At 70.8% G+C, this 20,524-nt stretch carries 21 protein-coding genes and 2 tRNA genes; 19 read left to right on the forward strand and 4 right to left on the reverse strand.

What is annotated here, in order from left to right:
* Positions 1–4 precede the first annotated feature (4 nt).
* From recF to ACXJKB_RS05740, 8 genes are all read left to right on the forward strand, one after another.
* Positions 5–1,201, forward strand: coding sequence for a DNA replication/repair protein RecF (gene recF / locus ACXJKB_RS05705; protein ID WP_457186263.1), 1,197 nt, complete (start codon positions 5–7; stop codon positions 1,199–1,201).
* Positions 1,191–1,754 carry a DUF721 domain-containing protein gene (locus ACXJKB_RS05710; RefSeq protein ID WP_457186265.1) on the forward strand — a complete coding sequence of 188 codons (564 nt, stop codon included), beginning with the start codon at positions 1,191–1,193 and terminating at the stop codon, positions 1,752–1,754. Before recF ends, ACXJKB_RS05710 begins: the two co-directional genes overlap by 11 nt.
* A gap of 392 nt (positions 1,755–2,146) precedes the next feature.
* Positions 2,147–4,234, forward strand: coding sequence for a DNA topoisomerase (ATP-hydrolyzing) subunit B (gene gyrB, locus ACXJKB_RS05715; protein WP_457186563.1), 2,088 nt, complete (start codon positions 2,147–2,149; stop codon positions 4,232–4,234).
* A 60-nt stretch (positions 4,235–4,294) separates the two neighbouring features.
* Positions 4,295–7,024, forward strand: a complete 2,730-nt coding sequence (gene gyrA / locus ACXJKB_RS05720) for a DNA gyrase subunit A (RefSeq protein ID WP_457186267.1) — start codon at positions 4,295–4,297, stop codon at positions 7,022–7,024.
* A gap of 7 nt (positions 7,025–7,031) precedes the next feature.
* On the forward strand, positions 7,032–7,577 hold the full coding sequence (locus tag ACXJKB_RS05725; protein WP_300048452.1) for a DUF3566 domain-containing protein: 546 nt from the start codon (positions 7,032–7,034) through the stop codon (positions 7,575–7,577).
* 82 nt (positions 7,578–7,659) lie between these two features.
* Positions 7,660–7,733 (forward strand) — tRNA-Ile (locus ACXJKB_RS05730).
* Positions 7,734–7,779: 46 nt separating this feature from the next.
* Positions 7,780–7,905: a DLW-39 family protein gene (locus tag ACXJKB_RS05735; RefSeq protein ID WP_224747136.1), complete on the forward strand. Its 126-nt coding sequence runs from the start codon at positions 7,780–7,782 to the stop codon at positions 7,903–7,905.
* Between the two features lie 31 nt (positions 7,906–7,936).
* Positions 7,937–8,012, forward strand: a tRNA-Ala gene (locus ACXJKB_RS05740).
* 80 nt (positions 8,013–8,092) lie between these two features.
* Here the strand turns inward: ACXJKB_RS05740 and ACXJKB_RS05745 are convergent.
* Together ACXJKB_RS05745 and ACXJKB_RS05750 are read right to left on the reverse strand one after the other, a co-directional pair.
* Positions 8,093–8,668, reverse strand: coding sequence for a class F sortase (locus ACXJKB_RS05745; RefSeq protein ID WP_457186270.1), 576 nt, complete (start codon positions 8,666–8,668; stop codon positions 8,093–8,095).
* 1 nt (position 8,669) lies between these two features.
* Positions 8,670–9,794 (reverse strand): hypothetical protein, encoded by a 1,125-nt coding sequence (locus ACXJKB_RS05750; RefSeq protein WP_457186272.1) that lies wholly within the window; start codon positions 9,792–9,794, stop codon positions 8,670–8,672.
* Positions 9,795–10,033: 239 nt separating this feature from the next.
* On the opposite strand from ACXJKB_RS05750, the gene ACXJKB_RS05755 reads away from it, so the two are divergent.
* The 8 genes from ACXJKB_RS05755 (at position 10,034) to ACXJKB_RS05790 (ending at position 16,216) form a co-directional block, all read left to right on the forward strand.
* Positions 10,034–10,642 carry a TetR/AcrR family transcriptional regulator gene (locus ACXJKB_RS05755; RefSeq protein WP_457186274.1) on the forward strand — a complete coding sequence of 203 codons (609 nt, stop codon included), beginning with the start codon at positions 10,034–10,036 and terminating at the stop codon, positions 10,640–10,642.
* A gap of 146 nt (positions 10,643–10,788) precedes the next feature.
* Positions 10,789–11,460 (forward strand): leucine efflux protein LeuE, encoded by a 672-nt coding sequence (gene leuE, locus ACXJKB_RS05760; protein WP_457186276.1) that lies wholly within the window; start codon positions 10,789–10,791, stop codon positions 11,458–11,460.
* Between the two features lie 108 nt (positions 11,461–11,568).
* Entirely contained in the window at positions 11,569–11,901 is a 333-nt protein-coding gene (locus tag ACXJKB_RS05765) for a YciI family protein (RefSeq protein WP_457186278.1), read from the forward strand.
* Between the two features lie 3 nt (positions 11,902–11,904).
* On the forward strand, positions 11,905–13,182 hold the full coding sequence (locus ACXJKB_RS05770; protein WP_457186280.1) for an RNA polymerase sigma factor: 1,278 nt from the start codon (positions 11,905–11,907) through the stop codon (positions 13,180–13,182).
* Positions 13,183–13,207: 25 nt separating this feature from the next.
* Positions 13,208–13,948, forward strand: coding sequence for an SURF1 family protein (locus tag ACXJKB_RS05775; protein ID WP_457186282.1), 741 nt, complete (start codon positions 13,208–13,210; stop codon positions 13,946–13,948).
* A 24-nt stretch (positions 13,949–13,972) separates the two neighbouring features.
* Positions 13,973–14,353, forward strand: a complete 381-nt coding sequence (locus tag ACXJKB_RS05780; RefSeq protein ID WP_300053751.1) for a DUF3817 domain-containing protein — start codon at positions 13,973–13,975, stop codon at positions 14,351–14,353.
* A 19-nt stretch (positions 14,354–14,372) separates the two neighbouring features.
* Positions 14,373–15,203: a patatin-like phospholipase family protein gene (locus tag ACXJKB_RS05785; RefSeq protein ID WP_457186285.1), complete on the forward strand. Its 831-nt coding sequence runs from the start codon at positions 14,373–14,375 to the stop codon at positions 15,201–15,203.
* An 11-nt stretch (positions 15,204–15,214) separates the two neighbouring features.
* Positions 15,215–16,216 (forward strand): lysophospholipid acyltransferase family protein, encoded by a 1,002-nt coding sequence (locus ACXJKB_RS05790; protein ID WP_457186287.1) that lies wholly within the window; start codon positions 15,215–15,217, stop codon positions 16,214–16,216.
* Positions 16,217–16,392: 176 nt separating this feature from the next.
* Here ACXJKB_RS05790 and ACXJKB_RS05795 read toward each other — a convergent pair whose 3' ends face one another.
* Positions 16,393–17,205, reverse strand: a complete 813-nt coding sequence (locus tag ACXJKB_RS05795) for a hypothetical protein (RefSeq protein ID WP_457186289.1) — start codon at positions 17,203–17,205, stop codon at positions 16,393–16,395.
* A gap of 205 nt (positions 17,206–17,410) precedes the next feature.
* Between ACXJKB_RS05795 and ACXJKB_RS05800 the strand changes: the two genes are divergently transcribed.
* Both ACXJKB_RS05800 and ACXJKB_RS05805 read left to right on the forward strand, forming a co-directional pair.
* Positions 17,411–17,923 (forward strand): peptidylprolyl isomerase, encoded by a 513-nt coding sequence (locus tag ACXJKB_RS05800; RefSeq protein WP_457186291.1) that lies wholly within the window; start codon positions 17,411–17,413, stop codon positions 17,921–17,923.
* A 40-nt stretch (positions 17,924–17,963) separates the two neighbouring features.
* Complete coding sequence (locus tag ACXJKB_RS05805) at positions 17,964–18,908, forward strand: rhomboid family intramembrane serine protease (protein WP_457186293.1); 945 nt, start codon at positions 17,964–17,966, stop codon at positions 18,906–18,908.
* A gap of 300 nt (positions 18,909–19,208) precedes the next feature.
* On the opposite strand, the gene ACXJKB_RS05810 is transcribed toward ACXJKB_RS05805, so the two are convergent.
* Entirely contained in the window at positions 19,209–19,661 is a 453-nt protein-coding gene (locus ACXJKB_RS05810) for a cell division protein CrgA (RefSeq protein ID WP_457186294.1), read from the reverse strand.
* Between the two features lie 94 nt (positions 19,662–19,755).
* Here ACXJKB_RS05810 and ACXJKB_RS05815 point away from each other — a divergent pair, with 94 nt between their 5' ends.
* Positions 19,756–20,508, forward strand: coding sequence for a DUF881 domain-containing protein (locus ACXJKB_RS05815; protein ID WP_457186296.1), 753 nt, complete (start codon positions 19,756–19,758; stop codon positions 20,506–20,508).
* Positions 20,509–20,524: the final 16 nt, after the last annotated feature.

A 20,524-nucleotide genomic window follows, 5' to 3' on the forward strand; every position in this document is an offset into this window, starting at 1 on the left:
CCCTGTGCACGTCGCGCACCTGACCCTGCACGACTTCCGCTCCTACGCCGACATCGACGTCGCGCTGGAGCCGGGGGCGACGGCGTTCATCGGCCGCAACGGCCAGGGCAAGACCAACCTCGTCGAGGCGATCGACTACCTCTCCCGGCTCTCGTCGCACCGCGTCGCGACCGACGCGCCGCTGGTCCGCGCCGGTGCCGACCAGGCGATCGTCCGCGCGTCCGTGGTGAAGGAGGGACGCCCGGCGCTGATCGAGGTCGAGCTCAACCCCGGGCGGGCCAACCGCGCGCGGATCAACCGCTCGCCGCTCCCCCGGCCCCGCGAGATCGTCGGCCTCGTGCGCACGGTGGTCTTCTCCCCCGACGACCTGACCCTCGTGAAGGGCGACCCGTCGGACCGGCGCAAGTTCCTGGACGACCTGCTGATCCTGCGCTCGCCGAGGCTGGCCGGCGTGCGGGCCGACTACGACCGCGTGCTCAAGCAGCGCAACAGCCTCCTCAAGACGGCCGGCGTCGCGCGTGGCTCGTCACGCGACGCGGCGATGTCCACGCTCGAGATCTGGGACGACAACCTGGCCCGCGTCGGCGCCGAGATCCTCGGCGCCCGGCTGCGGCTCGTCGAGGACCTGCGCCCCTACCTCGGCAAGGCCTACGAGGCCGTCGCCCGCGGTGCGAGCCGCGACGACGCCGACATCGACTACAAGGCCAGCATCGACCTCGGACTCGCGACAGGACCTCGTCCTTCCTCGACCAGCGAGGCGGTCGAGGAGGTCGCCCAACCGGGGGCACGCAATCCGCTCGAGGCTGCGCTGCTCGACGCGATCGCCGCCCGGCGCAAGGAGGAGCTCGACCGCGGCATCTCCCTCGTCGGTCCGCACCGCGACGAGCTGCTGCTCTCCCTCGGCGACCCGCAGCTTCGCCTGCCGGTCAAGGGCTACGCCTCCCACGGGGAGTCGTGGTCGTTCGCGCTCGCGCTGCGCCTGGCGTCGTACGACCTGCTGCGCGCCGACGGCGACGACCCGATCCTGGTCCTCGACGACGTCTTCGCCGAGCTCGACGCCGAGCGTCGCCAGCAACTGGCGGAGCTCGTCGCCGGTGCCGAGCAGGTGCTGGTCACCGCCGCGGTCGCGGCGGACGTGCCCGCGTCCCTGCAGGGTGTCCGTTACCTGGTCGCGGACGGGCAGGTGACCCGTGACGACTGACGACCGTCCGACGGACGCGTCGTCCGACGAGCCCACGCCGGCGGACGCCGCGGCGGAGCACCAGCCCGACGGGCTCGACCTCGCGCGCGCGGCGGCCCGGGCAGCGGCTGCCACGCCGGGCGGCAAGCCCCGGAAGAAGACCTCGACCTTCCGGCGTCGTACGTTCACGAAGTCCTCCGGCGCGCGTCCCGACGACCGCGACCCGCAGCTGCTCGACCAGGCGATGGGGCGGCTGATCGCCAACCACGGCTGGGAGCTCGACCTCAAGGTCCAGGGGGTCTTCGGGCGGTGGGCCGAGCTCGTCGGCGACGAGGTGGCCGACCACTGCACGCCCGAGACGTTCGACGACGGCCGGTTGGTGGTGCGCACCGACTCGACCGCCTGGGCCACCCAGCTCAAGCTGCTCGCGCCCACCGTCGTACGACGCCTCAACGAGGAGCTCGGGCACGGCACCGTGACCGTGATCGAGGTGCTCGGGCCCCACCTGCCGAGCTGGACCAAGGGGCGGCTGTCGAGCCGCGACGGTCGCGGTCCGCGCGACACCTACGGCTGAGCCTCGTTCTGCCGATCTGGGAGCCTCCCGACCACATGGGGACCCACCGACCCCCCTGTTCGACCGGCTGACAGGCCTTCACGGGCCCGCTGAGGGCACATTTTCCCTCGGATCCATCCCCAACCGGGGGTTGGTGCTTCGGTTCAGGGGCCCTGGCAGGTAATATGAGGGTCACGAGTCGCATGCCGTGTTGCCCCGCAACCGCCGCGACTCGACTCATGTCGAACGCACCCGGACTTCGTCCGGGGCGACGAGCAGAAGGCCGTGCCTTGAGCGAAGAGAACCACGAGTCCACTCCGGCCACCACCGACGCCACTCCCGGTTCCACTCCCGATCCACAGCCTGCCGACAGCCCGAGCGAGACCGAGCGCGCCGAGGCGCTGGCCGCTGCCGTGGAGGAGACGGTCGAGAAGCGCTCCAACACCGCCGTCGACGGCAGCGTCGAGTACGACGCCTCCGCGATCCAGGTGCTCGAGGGCCTCGAGGCCGTGCGCAAGCGCCCGGGCATGTACATCGGCTCCACCGGCGAGCGCGGACTCCACCACCTCGTCTGGGAGATCGTGGACAACGGCGTCGACGAGGCACTCGCCGGCTACGCGACCCGCATCGTGCTGACGCTCCAGGCCGACGGCGGTGTCCGGGTCGAGGACGACGGTCGCGGCATCCCGACCGACACGGCCCCGGGCCAGGACATGCCCGCCCTCACGATGGCCCTGACGATGCTCCACGCCGGCGGCAAGTTCGGCGGTGGCGGCTACAAGGTCTCCGGCGGCCTCCACGGCGTCGGCGTCTCGGTCGTCAACGCGCTCTCCTCGCGCCTGGTCGCGGAGGTCAGGAACCGCGGCCACCTGTGGCGCCAGTCGTTCCAGCTCGGTGTGCCCGATGCCGACCTCGAGCAGGTCCGCGCGATGGAGCCCGGAGAGGGCACCGGCACGACCGTGACCTGGTACGCCTCGGAGGACATCTTCGAGCACACCGACTACAACCTCGAGACGATCACCGCCCGCCTGCGAGAGATGGCGTTCCTCAACAAGGGCGTCGAGTTCGTCGTCCGCGACGAGCGCGCCCGGGCCGAGGCGATCGTCGATGCAGTCGAGGACGACACGATCGCCGGCGACGTGGACAGTGCCGGACACGACGCGATCAAGCGGGCGGAGGCCGGCGGTCTCGAGCAGGTCTTCAAGTACGACCGCGGCCTCGTCGACTACGTCGAGCACCTCAACCGCCGCAAGGACAAGGCCAACGCGACGGTCATCTCCTTCGAGGCCGAGACGGCCGAGGGCGCCTCGGGCCAGCACATGAGCCTCGAGGTCGCGATGCAGTGGAACACCACCTACACCGAGTCGGTCCACACCTTCGCCAACAACATCAACACCCACGAGGGCGGCACGCACGAGGAGGGCTTCCGGGCCTCGCTGACCTCCCTCGTCAACAACTGGGGCGAGGAGTGGGGCCTGATCAAGAAGAAGGAGGACCGCGTCTCGGGCGACGACATCCGCGAGGGCCTGACCGCGATCATCTCCATCAAGCTCGGCGAGCCGCAGTTCGAGGGCCAGACCAAGACCAAGCTCGGCAACACCGAGGCCAAGGGCTTCACCCAGCGCATCATGAACGACCAGCTGGGCGCCTGGTTCGAGGAGAACCCGGCCGAGGGGCGCGACATCGTGCGCAAGTCGCAGGCCGCGGCCAACGCGCGGATCGCGGCCCGCAAGGCCCGCGAGCTCGCGCGCGGGCGCAAGGGCCTGCTCGGCGGTGGCGGGCTCCCCGGCAAGCTCAGCGACTGCCAGTCGACCAACCCGGTCGAGTGCGAGGTCTTCATCGTCGAGGGCGACTCGGCCGGCGGCTCGGCCCGCCAGGGCCGCGACCCGCGCATCCAGGCGATCCTCCCGATTCGCGGCAAGATCCTCAACGTCGAGAAGGCCCGCATCGACAAGGTGCTGGCCAACACCGAGGTCCAGGCGATCATCTCCGCCCTCGGCACCGGCATCCACGAGGAGTTCAACCTCGACAAGCTGCGCTACCACAAGGTCGTGATGATGGCCGACGCCGACGTCGACGGCCACCACATCAACACCCTGCTGCTGACGCTCCTCTTCCGGTTCATGAAGCCGCTCATCGAGCACGGCTACGTCTACATGGCACAGCCGCCGCTCTACCGCCTGCGCTGGAACAAGCCGGCCGAGCACGAGTTCGTCTACTCCGACGCCGAGCGCGACGCGCTGATGGCCGACGGCCTCGCGCAGGGCAAGAAGCTGCCCAAGGAGAACCCGGTCCAGCGCTACAAGGGTCTCGGCGAGATGAACGCCGACGAGCTGTGGGAGACCACGATGGACCCCGACGCCCGCCTGATGAAGCAGGTGACCCTCGAGGACGCCGCCCAGGCCGACGAGATCTTCTCGATCCTCATGGGCGAGGACGTCGAGCAGCGCCGCTCCTTCATCCAGCGCAACGCCAAGGACGTCCGTTTCCTCGATATCTAGGTCGCTAGTCCGATCTACGACCAGCCCTAGACATCGATAGAACGCAGGAGATAACCAGACATGACCGAGACCCCCACCGGCACCGGCGGCGCAGACGGCTTCGGCCTCGGCGACGAGCGCATCCAGCCGATCGAGCTGCAGACGCTGATGCAGCAGTCCTACATCGACTACGCGATGACCGTGATCGTCGGGCGCGCGCTGCCCGACGTACGCGACGGGCTCAAGCCGGTGCACCGCCGGATCCTCTACGCGATGTACGACGGCGGCTACCGCCCCGACCGCGGCTTCTCCAAGTGCTCGCGCGTCGTCGGTGACGTGATGGGTCAGTACCACCCGCACGGCGACTCCGCGATCTACGACACCATGGTGCGCCTCGCGCAGCCCTGGGTGCTGCGCTACCCGCTCATCAACGGCCAGGGCAACTTCGGCTCGCCGGGCAACGACTCCGCCGCGGCCATGCGATACACCGAGTGCCGGATGGCGCCGCTGGCCATGGAGATGGTCCGCGACATCGACGAGGACACCGTCGACTTCCAGCCCAACTACGACGGTCGCTCGCAGGAGCCGACCATCCTGCCCAGCCGGTTCCCCAACCTCCTGGTCAACGGCTCGGCCGGCATCGCGGTCGGCATGGCGACCAACATCCCGCCGCACAACCTCATCGAGGTCGCCGACGGTGCGAAGTGGGCGCTCGAGCACCCCGACGCCAGCCGCGAGGAGCTGCAGGACGCGCTCGTCGAGCGGATCAAGGGCCCCGACTTCCCCAACGGCGCGCTGATCGTCGGCCGCCAGGGCATCGAGCAGGCCTACCGCACCGGTCGCGGCTCGATCGCCCAGCGCGCGGTGGTGGAGATCGACGAGGACGCCAAGGGTCGCGTCATGCTGGTCATCAGCGAGCTCCCCTACATGGTCAACCCGGACAACCTGGCGCTCAAGATCGCCGAGCTCGCCGACTCCGGCCGGATCCAGGGCATCTCCGACGTCCGCGACGACACCAGCTCGCGCACCGGCCAGCGCCTGGTGATCATCCTCAAGCGCGACGCCGTCGCCCGCGTCGTGCTCAACAACCTCTTCAAGCACACCGAGCTGCAGTCCAACTTCTCGGCCAACATGCTGGCCCTGGTCGACGGGGTGCCGCGCACCCTGCCGATCGACCAGTTCATCTCCAACTGGGTCACCCACCAGATCGAGGTCATCCAGCGGCGTACGCGCTTCCGGCTCGCCGAGGCCGAGCGTCAGGCCCACATCTACCGCGGGCTCGCCAAGGCTCTCGACGCGCTCGACGAGGTCATCGCCCTCATCCGTCGCAGCCCCGACGTCGAGGAGGCCCGCCAGGGACTCATCGCGCTGCTCGAGATCGACGAGATCCAGGCCAACGCCATCCTCGAGATGCAGCTGCGTCGCCTGGCCGCCCTCGAGCGCCAGAAGATCATGGACCGCCTCGGCGAGCTCGAGCGTGTCATCGCCGACCTCGAGGACATCCTGGCCAACGAGGCGCGCCAGCGGCAGATCGTCTCCGACGAGCTGACCGAGATCGTCGACAAGTACGGCAACGAGCGGCGTACGCAGATCATCGCCGCCGACGGCGACCTGTCGATGGAGGACCTGATCCCCGACGAGGACCTCGTCGTCTCCATCACGCGCGGCGGCTACGCCAAGCGCACGCGTGCCGACCAGTACCGCCTGCAGAAGCGCGGCGGCAAGGGCGTGCGCGGTGCGACGCTGCGCGGCGACGACGTCGTGCAGCACTTCATCGCCACGACCAACCACCACTGGCTGCTGTTCTTCACGACCGCCGGTCGCGTCTACCGCACCAAGGCCTACAACCTGCCCGAGGCCGCACGCGACGCCAAGGGCGGCCACGTCGCCGGCCTGCTGAGCTTCCAGCCCGACGAGGACATCGCCCAGGTGCTGGCGATCCGCGACTACGAGCAGGCCCCCTACCTCGTGCTCGCCACCCGCACCGGCCTGGTCAAGAAGACCAAGCTCGGCGACTACAACAGCCCGCGCCAGGCCGGCGTCATCGCGATCAACTTCCGCGAGGACGACGACGAGCTGATCGGCGCCGAGCTGGTCAACGCCGACGACGACATCCTGCTCGTGTCCCGCAAGGGCCAGGCGATCCGCTTCCAGGCCAGCGACGAGCAGCTGCGCCCGATGGGCCGCGCCACCGGCGGCGTACGCGGGATGAAGTTCAAGCACGACGACGACGCGGTGCTCTCCCTCTCAGTGATCCGGGCCGACCAGGTCGCGGCGGAGGAGGCGGTCGAGGAGGCCGGCGCCTCCGTCGAGGACAGCGAGGTGAAGGAGCAGTACGTCTTCACCATCACCGACGGCGGCTTCGCCAAGCGCTCGCGCATCACCGACTACCGCACCACCAACCGCGGCGGTGTCGGCATCCGAGCGGTCAAGCTCACCAACGAGGACCGCGGCGGCCTGGTCGGCGCGTTCATCGTGGAGGAGGGCGACGAGGTGCTGTCGATCACCAGCGGTGGGCAGGTCGTCCGCAGCCCGATCGACGCCAACTTCCGGGCCACCGGTCGCGACAGCCAGGGTGTGAAGTTCGTGACGCCCAAGAAGGGCGACACGGTCGCCGTCGTGGCCCGCTCGGTCGAGGCACGCGAGGACGAAGAGGTCGAGGAGCAGGCTGCCGAGGCCGCCGCCGAGGTCGAGGCAGGCGCCCGTGAGGCTGCCGTCGAATCGCCCGACGTCGTCGACGATGCAACAATCGATGGTCAGGACGCTGTCGAAGCACCTGCCGATGCCCCCGCCGACGACACCGAGGAGTGAGTGACCCATGTCGGAGCGCACCGCGACTCCCCGCCGTACCTCCGGGGGCGAGCCCAGCAAGCGGTCCCTGACCGAGCGGCTCCAGGACACGCTGTCCAGCGCCGCTGAGGAGCACCGCGCCAACGCCGGACCGGCCGAGTCGCGCGGCAGCCGCGTGCGTCGTGCGGCCGGGCGCCAGCCGCGTCGGGCCCGGCTGCGGCTGACCCGGGTGGACCCGTGGTCGGTGATGAAGACGTCGTTCCTGCTCTCCGTCGCCTTCGGTGTCGTCACCTTCGTCGCCATCTTCATGGTGTGGTCGGTGCTCGGCGCTGCGGGCGTGTGGGACTCGATCAACTCGGCCGTGGCGAGCATCGTCGAGGGCGACAGCGGCAACTCCACCTTCGACGTCACGAACTACGTCGGCATGTCCCGCGTGCTCGGCTTCACGCTCCTCGTCTCGGTCGTCGACGTCATCCTGATCACCGCGATCGCGACCCTCACGGCGTTCCTCTACAACCTCGCGGCCGCCCTCCTCGGCGGCATCGAGGTCACCCTCGCCGAGGACGAGAAGTGAGCCCGGCCTGAACGACACGGGCCGATTGGCACCGCCTGACCGTGGTCAGGTAACCTTCGGCGTCGCCGCTTGCGGCATGCACGGGCCTATAGCTCAGACGGTTAGAGCGCTTCCCTGATAAGGAAGAGGTCGGAGGTTCAAGTCCTCCTAGGCCCACTCCATCCCTTCGCACCACCCTTCGCTCCGATCCCGAGGAGAGTCCATGAAGAAGCTCCTGCTGGTCGCACTCGCCGCCGCCGGCGCGGTCGTCGCGAAGAAGAAGATGGACGAGGGCAAGAACGAGCAGGCCCTCTGGGCCGAGGCCACCGACACCGTCGAGAAGGCCTGACGCTCCACCTCCGGCGCCCCGGCGCCACCACGGGGCCTTGGCGCAATTGGTAGCGCACCTGCTTTGCAAGCAGGGGGTTAGGGGTTCGAGTCCCCTAGGCTCCACCAGAGAGAAGCCGCAACTCAGCGAGCGGCTTCTGCGTGTCCTGGGTCTTCCGGTCGGTTGAGCACCCCGCCAAGGCGGCTCGTCAGTTCGACCGGGTCGCGGTCAGGACCACGTTCGCGTCGTAGTGGCCAGTTGCCGGGTTGTAGTCCTCGCAGGTGACGATCACCAGTCGGTGCGGGCCGGACTGGGCGAACAGGCGCGGAGCCTGCTCGGCGAGTGCGGTCTTGCTGATCACCTTGACGCTGGCGACCTGGTAGCGAATCCCGCTCACGCGTGCGGTGGCTCCCACCGGCACGTCCTCGAGGTCGTCGAGGTCCCCGCCGCCGGTGTGCACGGTGTGCCCCACCAGCAGGGTGACCCCGTGCCGAGCCCCGGCATCCTTGCCCCACCAGCCGAGCACCGTGGGATCGTCGGGCGGGACCAGCGTGGATCCGGCGAGGTCCAGCGGGACGACGGGAGCGTCGATCTCGTCCAGCCGCAGCCGGGTCGGCTTGGTGGGATCCGCCGCAGCAGTAGGGGTAGCAGCAGCGACAGGAGTAACGGCAGGGGCGTCGACCTCGCTCTGCGTCGAGGCTGTCGACGAGAGCGGCTCCGTCACGGCGCCGCCGCAGGCGGTCAGCGAGACGACCGCCAGGAGGCCGAACAGGAGCCACTTCATCTCACAGCCCAGCGTCGATCGTGGTGGGCACCGTGGCAGGAGCGCGGTGCTGCTTCGGGGCGTGGGCCGCCACCTGGGCCGGCATCACCTGAGCTACCGGCGTGGTGCCCGCAGACGAGACTCCCGTGTGGGCTGCTGCGGGCACGTGGGCCACCGACGTGGCGGTGTGGGCTGCCAGCACCTCGGCCACCGGCGGGGTGGCGGCCGTCTGAGGCGTCTCGGTCGGCTCGTCGGTCTGGGTCTCCGGGGTCACGGTCGGCTCGTCCGTCGGCGCCTCCGTCGGCTCGTCCGTCGGCTCCTCCGTCGGCTCGTCGGTGTCGCAGGTCACGGGAGCAGTGCCCTCGGTGATGCGCCGCTGGTAGACGGACCAGCGGTACTCGTAGTGGAAGGCGTACACGTCGAACTGGTACTCGGTGTGGAACGTCTCCGCCTTGGCAGGGGTGCCTGGAACTGCCGGGGTGCCCGGGACTGCCGGAGTGCCCGGCGTACCCACCGAGCGGTAGAACCACGACCCGTTGCCGCTTCCGTCGCTCTGGCTGTAGATGCCGTCGGGACCCGCGTGACCACCGGGGATCATGTCCTTCGCGTTCCACGTGCCGCGGCTGTCGGTCGGGTAGGACGGCGCGTCGGTCAGGGGCCCCTGCTCCTTGTTGGGGGAGAAGCTCGCCCAGACGGTCGACGTGCCCGGAACGGCGGGAGTGCCCGGGACGGCGGGCTTGCCCTCGGTGGCGGGAGCGCCGTCGTTGTTGCCGACCTCGCGGGTGTAGCGGTGTCCGGCCTCTTCGTTGGCCGCGACGGCGGGAGCGGTGTCGCTGGTCGACCACGGGGTGAACCGCTGCCAGCCGTCGCTCACCTTCTGGCGGTAGGCGGAGTCGGCGGTGTCGGTCCAGCCCTCGCCGATCTGGATCAGGTTGGCGAGGTTGTCCTCACCGGACTCGTCCGGGTCGGCGGGCGTGGCGTCGCTGGTGGACCAGTCGGTGAACGAGTTCCACGCCCACGCGCCGGGCGCGGCGTCGGTGCCGCTGTTCCAGGTGCAGTCGTCGGTGGCGTTGGCGGGTCCAGCAAGCGCGACCGTGGTGCTGATGGCGGTGACGGCCAGCGCGGTGGTGGTGATGAGCTTCCTCATGATGACTTCCATTCGTAGGGGACTCCGCACTTCTCTGGCGGGTCGGTGAGTGGCCAAGCGGGGTCGGAGGAGAGCTGCGGGGTGTTCGCCAGGTCGCAACGCGACTGAATCGACTTGTTGACACAATGCTAACAGTCTGTTGACGAAGTGCCAATTCAAGGCACCGGTGCCCTTGGTGCAGTCCCAACGAGACGCCGACCTCTTTTTGACGAATCGCCAATCACTGCAACACTGCACGCATGACCACGACGCCGAAGTACAAGCGCCTCGATCCCGCGCAGCGACGCGAGCAGATCCTCGACGCGGCCAACGACCTGTTCGCCGAGCGTGGCTACGAAGAGGTCTCGGTCGAGGACATCGCGCGTGCGGCAGGTGTCACTCGCGGGCTGGTGCACCACTATTTCGGTGGCCGTACCGAGGTCTACATCGCGCTGCTCCAGAGGATCGATGCCCTCCGCGAGGACGGCCTGCGGGCGCCCGAGGGGCGCAGCGCCCGCGCACGGGTGGCGGACTCCGTCTCACGCTGGCTGGACTGGACCGAGGCGAACCGCACGATCTATCTCGGGACGATCGCGCCCGGTGATGACATAGCCGACCCCGAGGTGAGCCGTGTGGTCGCCGACCTCAGAGGCCGCGCGGTGGCGTGGCTCGCGACCTTCCACTCCGACATCGCCCCCCAGGACTCGATCCGACTGCGCTACGCGCTCGAGTGTTGGACCGGCCTCAACCGCGCCGCGACCCGGCGCTGGCTGCGCGGCGACGCCACCCGCGAGGCGACGCACGAGCTGCTGGCCGTCACTCTCGAACACGTCCTGCGAACGTTCGGCGCGCCAACCAGCCCCGGCTGAGCTTCGCCCGAGTCGGCGCGGGGACTGCCGTGGCCGCTGCCACAGGGTCACCTGATGACCTCACGGCTCCGGCGTCGCGTGTGACGTTCGGCCCACCTGTCGAAATCGGTGACCCGCGCCCCGCGGCCGGCCGCACACTGGGACGCGTGCTGGGCATCACCGACCTACCGACCTACCTCGTCGGCCTCGTCCTGATCATCCTGCTGCCGGGCCCGAACTCGCTCTACGTCCTCTCCGTCGCGGCACGGCGCGGGGTCCGGAGCGGGTACGCCGGCGCGGCGGGGGTGTGGACCGGCGACGCGGTGCTGATGACCCTGTCCGCGGCCGGCGTCGCGTCGCTGCTGCAGGCCAACCCGTCGGCGTTCGCCGTCGTGAAGTGGGTGGGCGCCTCTTACCTGCTGTGGCTCGCCATCGGCATGCTGCGCGCGGCCTGGGGCATGTGGCGCTCGCGCGTCCCCGTCGCCGACCAGATCGCCGACGCCGCTGTCGAGGCCGGAGTGGAGCCGCAGGCTCGCGGCGAGCGGCCCTACCGTCGCGCGCTCGTGATCAGCCTGCTCAACCCCAAGGCGATCATCTTCTTCGTCGCCTTCTTCGTGCAGTTCGTCGACCCGGCCTACGCCCACCCGGTGGTCTCGTTCCTGGTGCTCGGCACGCTCGCGACGCTGGCAAGCGCGGCGTACCTCAGCGTCCTGATCTTCGGCGGCACCCACCTCGCGGCCGCCTTCCGACGTCGCAAGGCGTTGTCGGCGGGCGCGACCTCGGCGGTCGGCGCGGTCTTCGTCGGCTTCGCGGTGAAGCTGGCCCTGGCCTCGGCCTGAGCCGCGCCGACAATTCGTCGGCCGCCGCTGTCGTATCGACCCCGGCTCGTTCGTGGTAGGGGTGAGAGGTCGCCCGACAGGGGTGGCCGCCGACCACTGGAGACCGACATGCACTACCTCCTCACCGTCATCGGAGACACCGACAACCCCACCGACGACTCGGCGCCCGGCGCGATCGACGCCTTCAACGACCGGCTCAAGGACGAGGGCCGCTGGGTCTTCGGCGGCGGGCTCACCGATCCCAAGGACGCCACCGTCACCGACAGCCGCGCCGGTGAGCCGGTGTTCACCGACGGCCCGTTCGTGGAGTCCAAGGAGTTCCTCGCCGGCTTCTGGGTCATCACCGCCGACGACCTCGACGTCGCGCTCGCGCTGTCCGCGGACGCCTCCCGCGCCTGCCACCGCAAGGTCGAGATCCGCCCGTTCGGCGGCGTGGCCTGACCCATGACCGACGCAGAGACCGACCTCGGGGCCGCAACGGGCCTCGACGAGGTCCTGGCCCGGGTCCACCGCGAGGAGTGGGCCCGGGTCGTGGCCACCCTCGCCCGGCGCTTCGGCGACCTCGACGTCGCCGAGGACGCCACGGCCGAGGCGTTCGCCATCGCCGTCGAGCGGTGGCGCACCCACGGCGTACCACCCAACCCGGGCGCCTGGCTGACCACCACCGCGGGCAACAAGGCGCTCGACCGCCTACGCCGTGAGAGCCGGCGCGACGCCAAGCAGAGGCAGGCCCACATGCTCACCGACCAGCTCTCGGAACCACCGGAGCCAGCCGGCGTCGTCGAGGACGAACGACTCCGACTGCTCTTCACCTGTGCCCACCCGGCCCTCGCGATGGAGGCGCGGGTCGCGCTCACGCTGCGCATGGTCGGCGGCCTCACCGTCTCCGAGATCGCGCACGCGTTCCTCGTTCAGGAGACGACCATGGCGCAGCGGGTCACCCGCGCCAAGGCGAAGATCAAGGCCGCCGGCATCCCGTGGCGCGTCCCGGCCGCGGTGGACCTCCCGTCCCGGATCGACGGCGTCCTGACCGTGCTCTACCTCGTGTTCAACGAGGGCTACCTCGCCAGCGGCGCCGACACCGACCCGGTGCGGGCCGAGCTGACGGGCGAGGCGATCCGTCTCACGCGCCTGGTGCGCGAGCTGCTGCCGGAGGACGGCGAGGCGGCGGGGCTGCTCGCCCTGATGCTGCTCACGGAGGCCCGACGTACCGCCCGGGTGTCCGCGGACGGCGAGCTGGTCACCCTCGACCAGCAGGACCGTGGGGCGTGGGACCGCACGCTCGTCGCCGAGGGCCACGCGCTCGTCCGCGAGCGGCTCGCCTCGGGCCGGCCGCCCGGGCGCTACCAGGTGCTCGCCGCGATCAACGCCGTCCACACCGATGCCGCCGACGCCCGGGACACCGACTGGTCGCAGGTCGCGGCGCTCTACGACCAGCTCGTGAGGCTCGACCCGTCGCCGGTCGTGGCCCTCAACCGCGCGATCGCCGTCGCCGAGCTCGACGGCCCGCACGTCGCCCTCGCCCAGGTGGACGCGCTGGCCACGCCCCTCGCCGGCTACCACGCCTTCCACGCCACCCGCGCCGACCTGCTGCGCCGGCTGGGCCGCAGCGCGGAGGCGCGTGAGGCCTACGACCGGGCGATCGAGCTGTCCGGCAACTCCGCCGAGATGGCGTACCTCACTCGACGGCGGGACCAGCTCGCATCCGCCGGAGGACGGTGACCGGGCGGCTGGGACAATCGAGGCCGTGACCGCCCCCCGCCGACCCGGCCTGCTGACCGACCTCGGGGCGGCGGCCCTCGCGCTCGTGCTGGTGGGGATCGCCGGGATGCTCGGGAAGTGGCAGTACGACGCCTGGCAGGCGCACCGTGACGCCGAGGCACGCGACCTGACCGGCATCGCGCCGGTGCCGCTGGACGACGTGATGGGCAACGACGACCCGTTCCCCGCCCCGGACCTCGGTCGGCCGGTGGAGGTGGCGGGCGAGTGGCTCGACGGCGGCTTCTGGGTCGCCGACCGGTCGCTGGACGGAGAGCCCGGCTACTGGGCCGTGACCCCGCTGCAGACCGGTGACGCCGCGGTGCTCGTCGTACGCGGCTGGGCGCCCGAGCCCGACGCCGAGCTGCTGGCCGCCTCGGGCGAGGCGGAGGTGACCGGCTGGCTGCAACCCCCCGAGGGCACCCTGGTCGTCGACGACGACCCGACCGACGACGTCTTCCCGGAGATCCGGGTCGCCGACGCGGTGCAGCGCGTCGACGTGGACCTCTGGTCGGCCTACGTCATCAGCCAGGACCCCGGTCCCGGGCTGGAGGAGGCCGAGCTCGCGGCGCTCCCGACACCGAGCCGCACGACCGGCGTCCGCAACCTGCTCTACGCCGTCGAGTGGTGGGTCTTCGGGGCCTTCGCCGCCTTCATCTGGTGGCGCTGGCGGCGCGATGCGACCAACCCCGACCTGGCACCCGACCTGCCCTCACCGAGTGCCGGATAGGAGGTGCCGGATATCTTGGCCGCCGTGTCCCGCACCCTCACCGCCTACCGCGTCATGGCCTCCATCGTGGGCGTCCTGCTCGTCGTGCTCTGCCTGATCGGCGTCCCGCTGGCCAACTTCGACGGATCCCCGATGTGGGGCGTCTTCGACAGCACCCCGACCTGGGTCACCCCCGGCTCGGACGCCCAGCACGCCGGCGAGCTGATCACGACCTACCTCGGCGTCGCGCACGGCTGGCTCTACATGATCTTCCTCTTCAGCGCCTTCCTGCTCTCGCGCCGGGCCAGGTGGGACTTCCCCTTCACCCTGGTGACCCTCGTCTGCGGCACGATCCCGCTGGTCTCCTTCTGGGCCGAGCACCGCGCCACCCGCCGCGTGCGCGCCGAGCACCCCGAGCTCGCCTGATCCTCACTAGGGTCGACCCATGGTGACCGCGTTCGTCCTCGGTGGCGGCGGCGTCCTGGGTGCCGTCGAGGTCGGCATGCTGCGGGCGCTGCTCGAGCGCGACGTCGTCCCGGACCTCGTCCTGGGCACGAGCGTCGGCGCCCTCAACGGCGCCATGGTCGCCCGGCAGCCCGAGCTCGCGGTGGTCGACCGGCTCACCGACCTGTGGGTCACCACGGCGCGGGGACGCGACGTGTACGGCGACCGGCCGCTGCGCACGGTCCGGCGGGCCGTCTCGACGGGCACCCACATCTACTCCTCAGAGCCGTTGCGCACCCGGCTGGAGGAGGAGCTCGGCAGCGCCCGCTTCGAGGACCTCCCGGTGCGGCTCGAGGTGTGCGCGGCGAGCATCGAGCGAGCGGCCGAGCACTGGTTCACCGAGGGGCCGATCGTGCCGGCCATCCTCGCCAGCGCCGCCGTGCCCGGCCTGCTCCCGCCGGCCGAGGTCGACGGCGAGCACTTCCTCGACGGCGGCCTGGTGAACTCCATCCCGGTGGGCCGGGCGGTCGAGCTCGGCGCCACCCGCGTCTTCGTGCTCCAGGTCGGGCGGATCGACCGGCCCCTGCAGGTGCCGACCCGGCCGTGGCAGGTGGCGCGGGTGAGCTTCGAGGTGGCCCGCCGCCACCGGTTCACGCGCGACATGGCGACGATCCCCGACGGCGTCGAGGCCCACGTCCTGCCCGCCGCCGGCACGTCGTCGCGCGACGACTCGCTGCTCTCCCACCGCGACTTCTCGGGCGTGCAGGCCCGCATCGACGCGACGTACGCCGCCTCGCGGGACTACCTCGACGCGGAGCTCGGCCGGCCATGAGGCGCCCTCTCGTGTGGGTCCTCCGTCGGCTGGTGGTGGCCCCGGCGGTGGTCGCCCTGACGGCGCTGATGTGGCTCACCCTCCCGGGCTGGCTGCTGGTGGCCGCGGCGCTCGCGCCGGTGCTTCCCGGCCGGTGGCGCGCGCTGCGCGTGCTGTGGCTGGTGCTGCTCTACGCCACCTTCGAGACCCTGATGCTGGCAGTGATGCTCGGCCTGTGGCTGGCCAGCGGCTTCGGCTGGCGGATCCGCTCGCCCTACTTCGCCGGCATCCACTACGACCTGGTGCAGGGCGCGCTGATCGTGTTCTTCCGCGAGGCCCGCCGCGTGCTGGCCCTGCGCATCCGCACCGACGGTCCGCACCCGTCGCGGGTGCCGGATGGGCCGGTGCTGGTGATGTGCCGCCACGCGGGCCCCGGCGACTCGTTCGTGCTGATGTACGCCCTGCTGCACTGGTACCACCGCGAGCCGCGGGTCGTCCTGAAGAACACCCTCGCCTGGGACCCGGCGATCGATGTGGTCCTCAACCGGGTCCCGGCCCGCTTCATCTCCCCGAACCCGGCGGCCGGCGAGGACCTCGAGTCCCAGATCGCATCGCTCGCCACGGGACTCGACCACAACGACGCCTTCGTGATCTTCCCCGAGGGCGGCAACTTCACCGCCGCGCGACGCGACCGCGCGATCGCCAAGCTCCGCAAGCTCGGCCTGGAGAAGATGGCGGTGCGCGCCGAGGAGATGGTCCACGTCCTGGCGCCCCGCCCCGGCGGCGTACTGGCCGCGCTCGATGCCGCGCCCGAGGCCGACGTGCTGATGGTCGCCCACACCGGGCTCGACCACCTGCTGACCGTCGGCGACCTGTGGCGCGAGCTGCCGATGGACAAGCAGATCACCATGCGCTGGTGGCGGGTGGCCCGCGAGGACATCCCGGCCGACCGCGAGGAGCGCATCGAGTGGCTCTTCAACTGGTGGGAGCACATCGACGACTGGATCGAGACCAACCGCGTCGACACCCCCTGACGTTCCTCCGAGCGCCGACGAGCGGTGGCCCACCCACCTTCCGAGCCGGCCGAAGGTGGCTTAGCCACCGCCCCCCGGGCGACACGCCGTGGACGCGACTCGGGCAGTGCCCCACCCACATGTCGAGCCAGTCGAATGTGGGTGGGACACCGCCCGGTGCGGTGCTGCGGGTGCTGCTAGTTCTTGCGGGGCACGTCGTCGATGTCGATCACGTCGGCGGGCGCGTCGGGGTCGGTCGGCGGGTGCGCCTCCTCGATCGAGTCGCTGATCGCCTCGCCCGGGGCGCCGCCGCCGGTGTCGTCGGTGGCCGGCGGGTCCACGGTGACGACGTCGTCGGCCGTGACCTCGTCTGGCAGCGGGTCGGTGAGCGGGTCGCCACCGGGTGCGGCCGACGTCGAAGCCGGGGAGGCGGGCGTGGGCGGCGGGGTGGCCGACCCGGTCGTCGCGGGCTTCGGCGGGGCCGGGGGCACGTAGGTCGACTGCCAGTTGGCCCCGGCGTCCTGCTTGCCCTTGAGCTTGGTGAACACGAAGCCGCCGATGGCGAGCAGCCCGGTGAGCACCAGGAGCTTCTTCAGCTTGCTGCCCTGCGGCTCGGGCTCGACGCCGCGCAGCTCGTTGACCTTCGCAACGGCGATGTCGCGGCCCTCGGCGGCCCGCTCGGAGGCGAGCGCGGCGGCAACGGCCGCCTTGTCGGCGGCGGTGGCGCGGGCCTCCGCCAGCAGCGGGGCGGCCTTCTCGCGCGCCTCGGCGCCCTTGACGGCGGCGAGCGCAGCTCCGGCAGCGGCCGCCTCGGTGGCGCGGGTGCGCCCCTCCTCGAGCAGCGGCTGGGCCTTGTCACGCGCGTCGGTCAGCGCGGGTCCGGCCTTCTCCACCGCCTGCTCCCACGCCGACTCCAGCTGGGGGACGACGGTGTCGGTGACGGTCTCCGAGAGCTGCTCCACGTAGTCGTGCGCACGGTCCATCAGGGACTTCTTGCGGCCGAAAGGCATGCGTGACCTCCTCAGTCAGTGTGGCTCCATCTCACCACGCCCACCCTGACGCGACCAGCCCCGCCCGGGTGGGCCGGACGGACGACGTCGTGCGAGCGCCCTGCCTGGCTCGCGGGTGGGCGCGGCGTGGCAGGATCGAGGCGCACGGCAGCCGTGCCGCGCCACTTTCGACGTACGACAGACCGACAGCTGAGAGGCACATCCCATGGCCGACCCCAAGGCGACCTTCAAGACCAACCGGGGCGACATCGTCGTCAACCTGTTCCCCAACCACGCTCCCGAGACCGTCGAGAACTTCGTCGGCCTCGCCGAGGGCACCAAGGACTACCGCGACGACGCGGGCCGCTCGGGCGAGAAGTACTACGACGGCCTCGGCTTCCACCGCGTCATCGACGGCTTCATGATCCAGGGCGGTTGCCCCCTCGGCACCGGCACCGGCGGCCCGGGCTACACCTTCAAGGACGAGATCCACCCCGAGCTCGTCTTCGACAAGCCCTACCTGCTCGCGATGGCCAACGCCGGCCCGGGCACCAACGGCTCGCAGTTCTTCATCACTGTCGGCGCCACCCCGTGGCTCAACCGCAAGCACACGATCTTCGGCGAGGTGGCCGACCAGGCCAGCCGCGACGTGGTCGACGCGATCGCCACCAGCCCGACCGGCGCGATGGACCGCCCGCAGGAGCCGGTGGTCTTCGAGTCCGTCAGCATCGAGCGCTGACCCACCCCGGTCCGCACACCGACCCGCGACGCGATCCACCTTGACCCAGCCACCTGACGGGCCGCCCGCGGACCAGACCGCGGCCGGGGTGCCCACCTGCTACCGGCACCCCGACCGCGAGACCTGGATCCGCTGCCAGCGCTGCGACAAGCCGATCTGCCCCGACTGCATGCGCGACGCCGCGGTGGGCTTCCAGTGCCCCGACTGCGTCAAGGAGGCCAGCAAGGGGTCGCGCCAGAACCGCGCCATGTACGGCGGCGAGCGCAGCGCCGACCCGCGGCTGACGACGTTCGTCCTCATCGGCATCAACGCGGTGGTGTGGCTGGCGATCACCATCACGGGTGGTCGCACCTCGTGGCTGACCCACCTGCTGGCGCTGCGACCCGTCGGGGTGTGCGACCCGGCCAACGGCTCCCTCTACGACATCGAGAAGCAGCTCTGCGAGGCGTCCGGCGCGACCTTCCAGGCCGGCTTCTCCGACGGGGCCTGGTGGCAGCTGGTGACAGCGGCGTTCACCCACGTCGAGATCTGGCACCTCGCGATGAACATGTTCGCGCTGTTCCTCTTCGGCCCCGCGCTCGAAGGCATCGTGGGCCGGGTGCGCTTCCTGGCCATCTACCTCATCAGCGCCGTCGCCGGATCGGTGATGGTGGTGTGGTTCAGCTACGACTTCACCTCCACCGTCGGTGCCTCCGGAGCGATCTTCGGCCTGCTGGGCGCCCTGCTGGTCCTGGCCAGCAAGGCCCGGCTCAACTCGCAGTGGCTCGTGCAGAACCTCGTCCTCGGCGTCGTCATCACCGTGGTGGGCTGGCGCTACATCTCCTGGCAGGGCCACCTCGGCGGCCTCCTCGGCGGAGCGCTGGCCGCGGCGATCATCGCCTACGCCCCGGCGCCCCGGCGCGCGCTCGTGCAGTGGGTCGGCCTGGGCCTCCTGCTGGCCGTTCTCCTCGGGCTCGCGCTCGTGCAGGACGTCGCCCTCTCCTGACGTCTGCCCGGCAGGCCCACCGGCCCCCGCCCCTCGTCGTACGACGGGAAGGTGGGGCCGTGTCGTTGCGCGGGGACCGGCCGCCGGGCGCCGTGCTCGATATCCCCAGCTGTGCACACAGGTGTGGATAACTACAGACGTGTAATTCTCCACAGACGTTGTCCACAGTGGGGATATCTCCCGGGCCCGAAATCGACTCGAGCGGTGAGAGAGACGCCTTCCCTTCCCCAGGAAGGCGCCTCACTCACCGCTCGAGGCGCGAGTGCCGTGGTGACCCGGATCACCGGGCCGAGGGAGAACCTACTCCCACTTGGTCGCGAAGCTGAACCCGACCGCCATGAAGGCGATGCCGACGACGAGGTTCCACTGGCCGAGGTCGTTGAAGATCGGCAGCTTGGAGAGGTCGTCGGAGAAGACGTAGAAGGTGCAGATCCACACCAGGCCGATGAGGAAGCAGCCCAGCATGCCGACCACGACGCCGCGGCCGCGGCCGAGGGGCGTGGAGGGGTGGGCGGAGACCATCAGGCCGACCAGCAGGAGCCCGAAGCCGATGAGGTAGTTCCAGTCACCGAGGTCGGCGATGACCTTGGGCGTGCCCTCGACCGGCGGGAAGGCGAGCGGGTTGCCGCGGGCCTGGACGTAGTAGAAGACCAGCCAGCCGATGCCGGCGAGGATGAGCACCAGGGCGATCACGAACCTCGGGGTGAAGAGCGAGGTCTTCTCCGGGGAGGTGATCGTGGGGGACTTCGACACTGCTGCTCCTGGGGCTGGTCTGTCAGGGTCCCGGCGCGCTCGCAGCACCGGTCACGGGCGGTACGGTGCCCGACGGGGGGTTAGCGTAGTCGTCATGCGGTCACCGTCCCACTCGTCCCCCGGGCGTCGTCGCCTGTGGCGGGTGGCGACGCCGGTCATGATCCTGCTCATCGGGGGCCTGTTCGCGGTCAGCGCGGAGCAGAGCGACGGCTTCGACCTCCGCGGTGGACGGCTCACCGACCTCGCCTCCGTGGTCCGCGCCGAGCGCGACGAGGCGGCGCAGCTCACCGCGCAGGCCGGCTCGCTCAACGCCGAGGTGGAGGCACTCAGCACGCAGCTCGGCGACCGGTCGGTCAAGCGGGCGCAGGACGAGATCGCCACCCTCGTCGACCCCGCGGGGCTGACCGAGAAGACCGGACAGGCCGTGAAGGTCTCCCTCGACGACGCATCCGAGGAGTCCCGGCTGGCCTACGACGGCGACCCCAACGACCTGGTGGTGCACCAGCAGGACATCCAGGCCGTCGCCAATGCCATGTGGAACGCCGGCGCCGAGGCGGTCACCATCCAGGGGCAGCGGCTGATCTCCACGACCGGCATCAAGTGCGAGGGCAACCAGGTCACCCTCCACGGCATCCCCTACTCGCCGCCCTACGTGATCGTCGGCATCGGCGACCCGGCCAAGATGGAGGCCGAGCTCACCACCGACCCCATCCTCGCGACCTACCGCGACTACACCCTCGTGCCGGGTGGCGGCGTCTCGTGGGACATGGCCCGCCTCGACTCGGCGGTCGCGCCGCCCTACGAGGGCCTGCTCGACCTCACCTACGCGACGCCGATCCCGGAGTAGTCCCCGCGCCGACCAC

This window comes from Nocardioides sp. P5_E3 (assembly GCF_054049275.1).

Bases quoted from the DNA above. Each gene is read 5' to 3' on its own strand.
- gyrA (WP_457186267.1), top strand. From the start codon at position 4,295: ATGACCGAGACCCCCACCGGCACCGGCGGCGCAGACGGCTTCGGCCTC.
- ACXJKB_RS05725 (WP_300048452.1), top strand. From the start codon at position 7,032: ATGTCGGAGCGCACCGCGACTCCCCGCCGTACCTCCGGGGGCGAGCCC.
- ACXJKB_RS05735 (WP_224747136.1), top strand. From the start codon at position 7,780: ATGAAGAAGCTCCTGCTGGTCGCACTCGCCGCCGCCGGCGCGGTCGTC.
- ACXJKB_RS05745 (WP_457186270.1), bottom strand. From the start codon at position 8,668: ATGAAGTGGCTCCTGTTCGGCCTCCTGGCGGTCGTCTCGCTGACCGCC.
- ACXJKB_RS05750 (WP_457186272.1), bottom strand. From the start codon at position 9,794: ATGAGGAAGCTCATCACCACCACCGCGCTGGCCGTCACCGCCATCAGC.
- ACXJKB_RS05755 (WP_457186274.1), top strand. From the start codon at position 10,034: ATGACCACGACGCCGAAGTACAAGCGCCTCGATCCCGCGCAGCGACGC.
- ACXJKB_RS05765 (WP_457186278.1), top strand. From the start codon at position 11,569: ATGCACTACCTCCTCACCGTCATCGGAGACACCGACAACCCCACCGAC.
- ACXJKB_RS05770 (WP_457186280.1), top strand. From the start codon at position 11,905: ATGACCGACGCAGAGACCGACCTCGGGGCCGCAACGGGCCTCGACGAG.
- ACXJKB_RS05785 (WP_457186285.1), top strand. From the start codon at position 14,373: ATGGTGACCGCGTTCGTCCTCGGTGGCGGCGGCGTCCTGGGTGCCGTC.
- ACXJKB_RS05795 (WP_457186289.1), bottom strand. From the start codon at position 17,205: ATGCCTTTCGGCCGCAAGAAGTCCCTGATGGACCGTGCGCACGACTAC.
- ACXJKB_RS05800 (WP_457186291.1), top strand. From the start codon at position 17,411: ATGGCCGACCCCAAGGCGACCTTCAAGACCAACCGGGGCGACATCGTC.
- ACXJKB_RS05815 (WP_457186296.1), top strand. From the start codon at position 19,756: ATGCGGTCACCGTCCCACTCGTCCCCCGGGCGTCGTCGCCTGTGGCGG.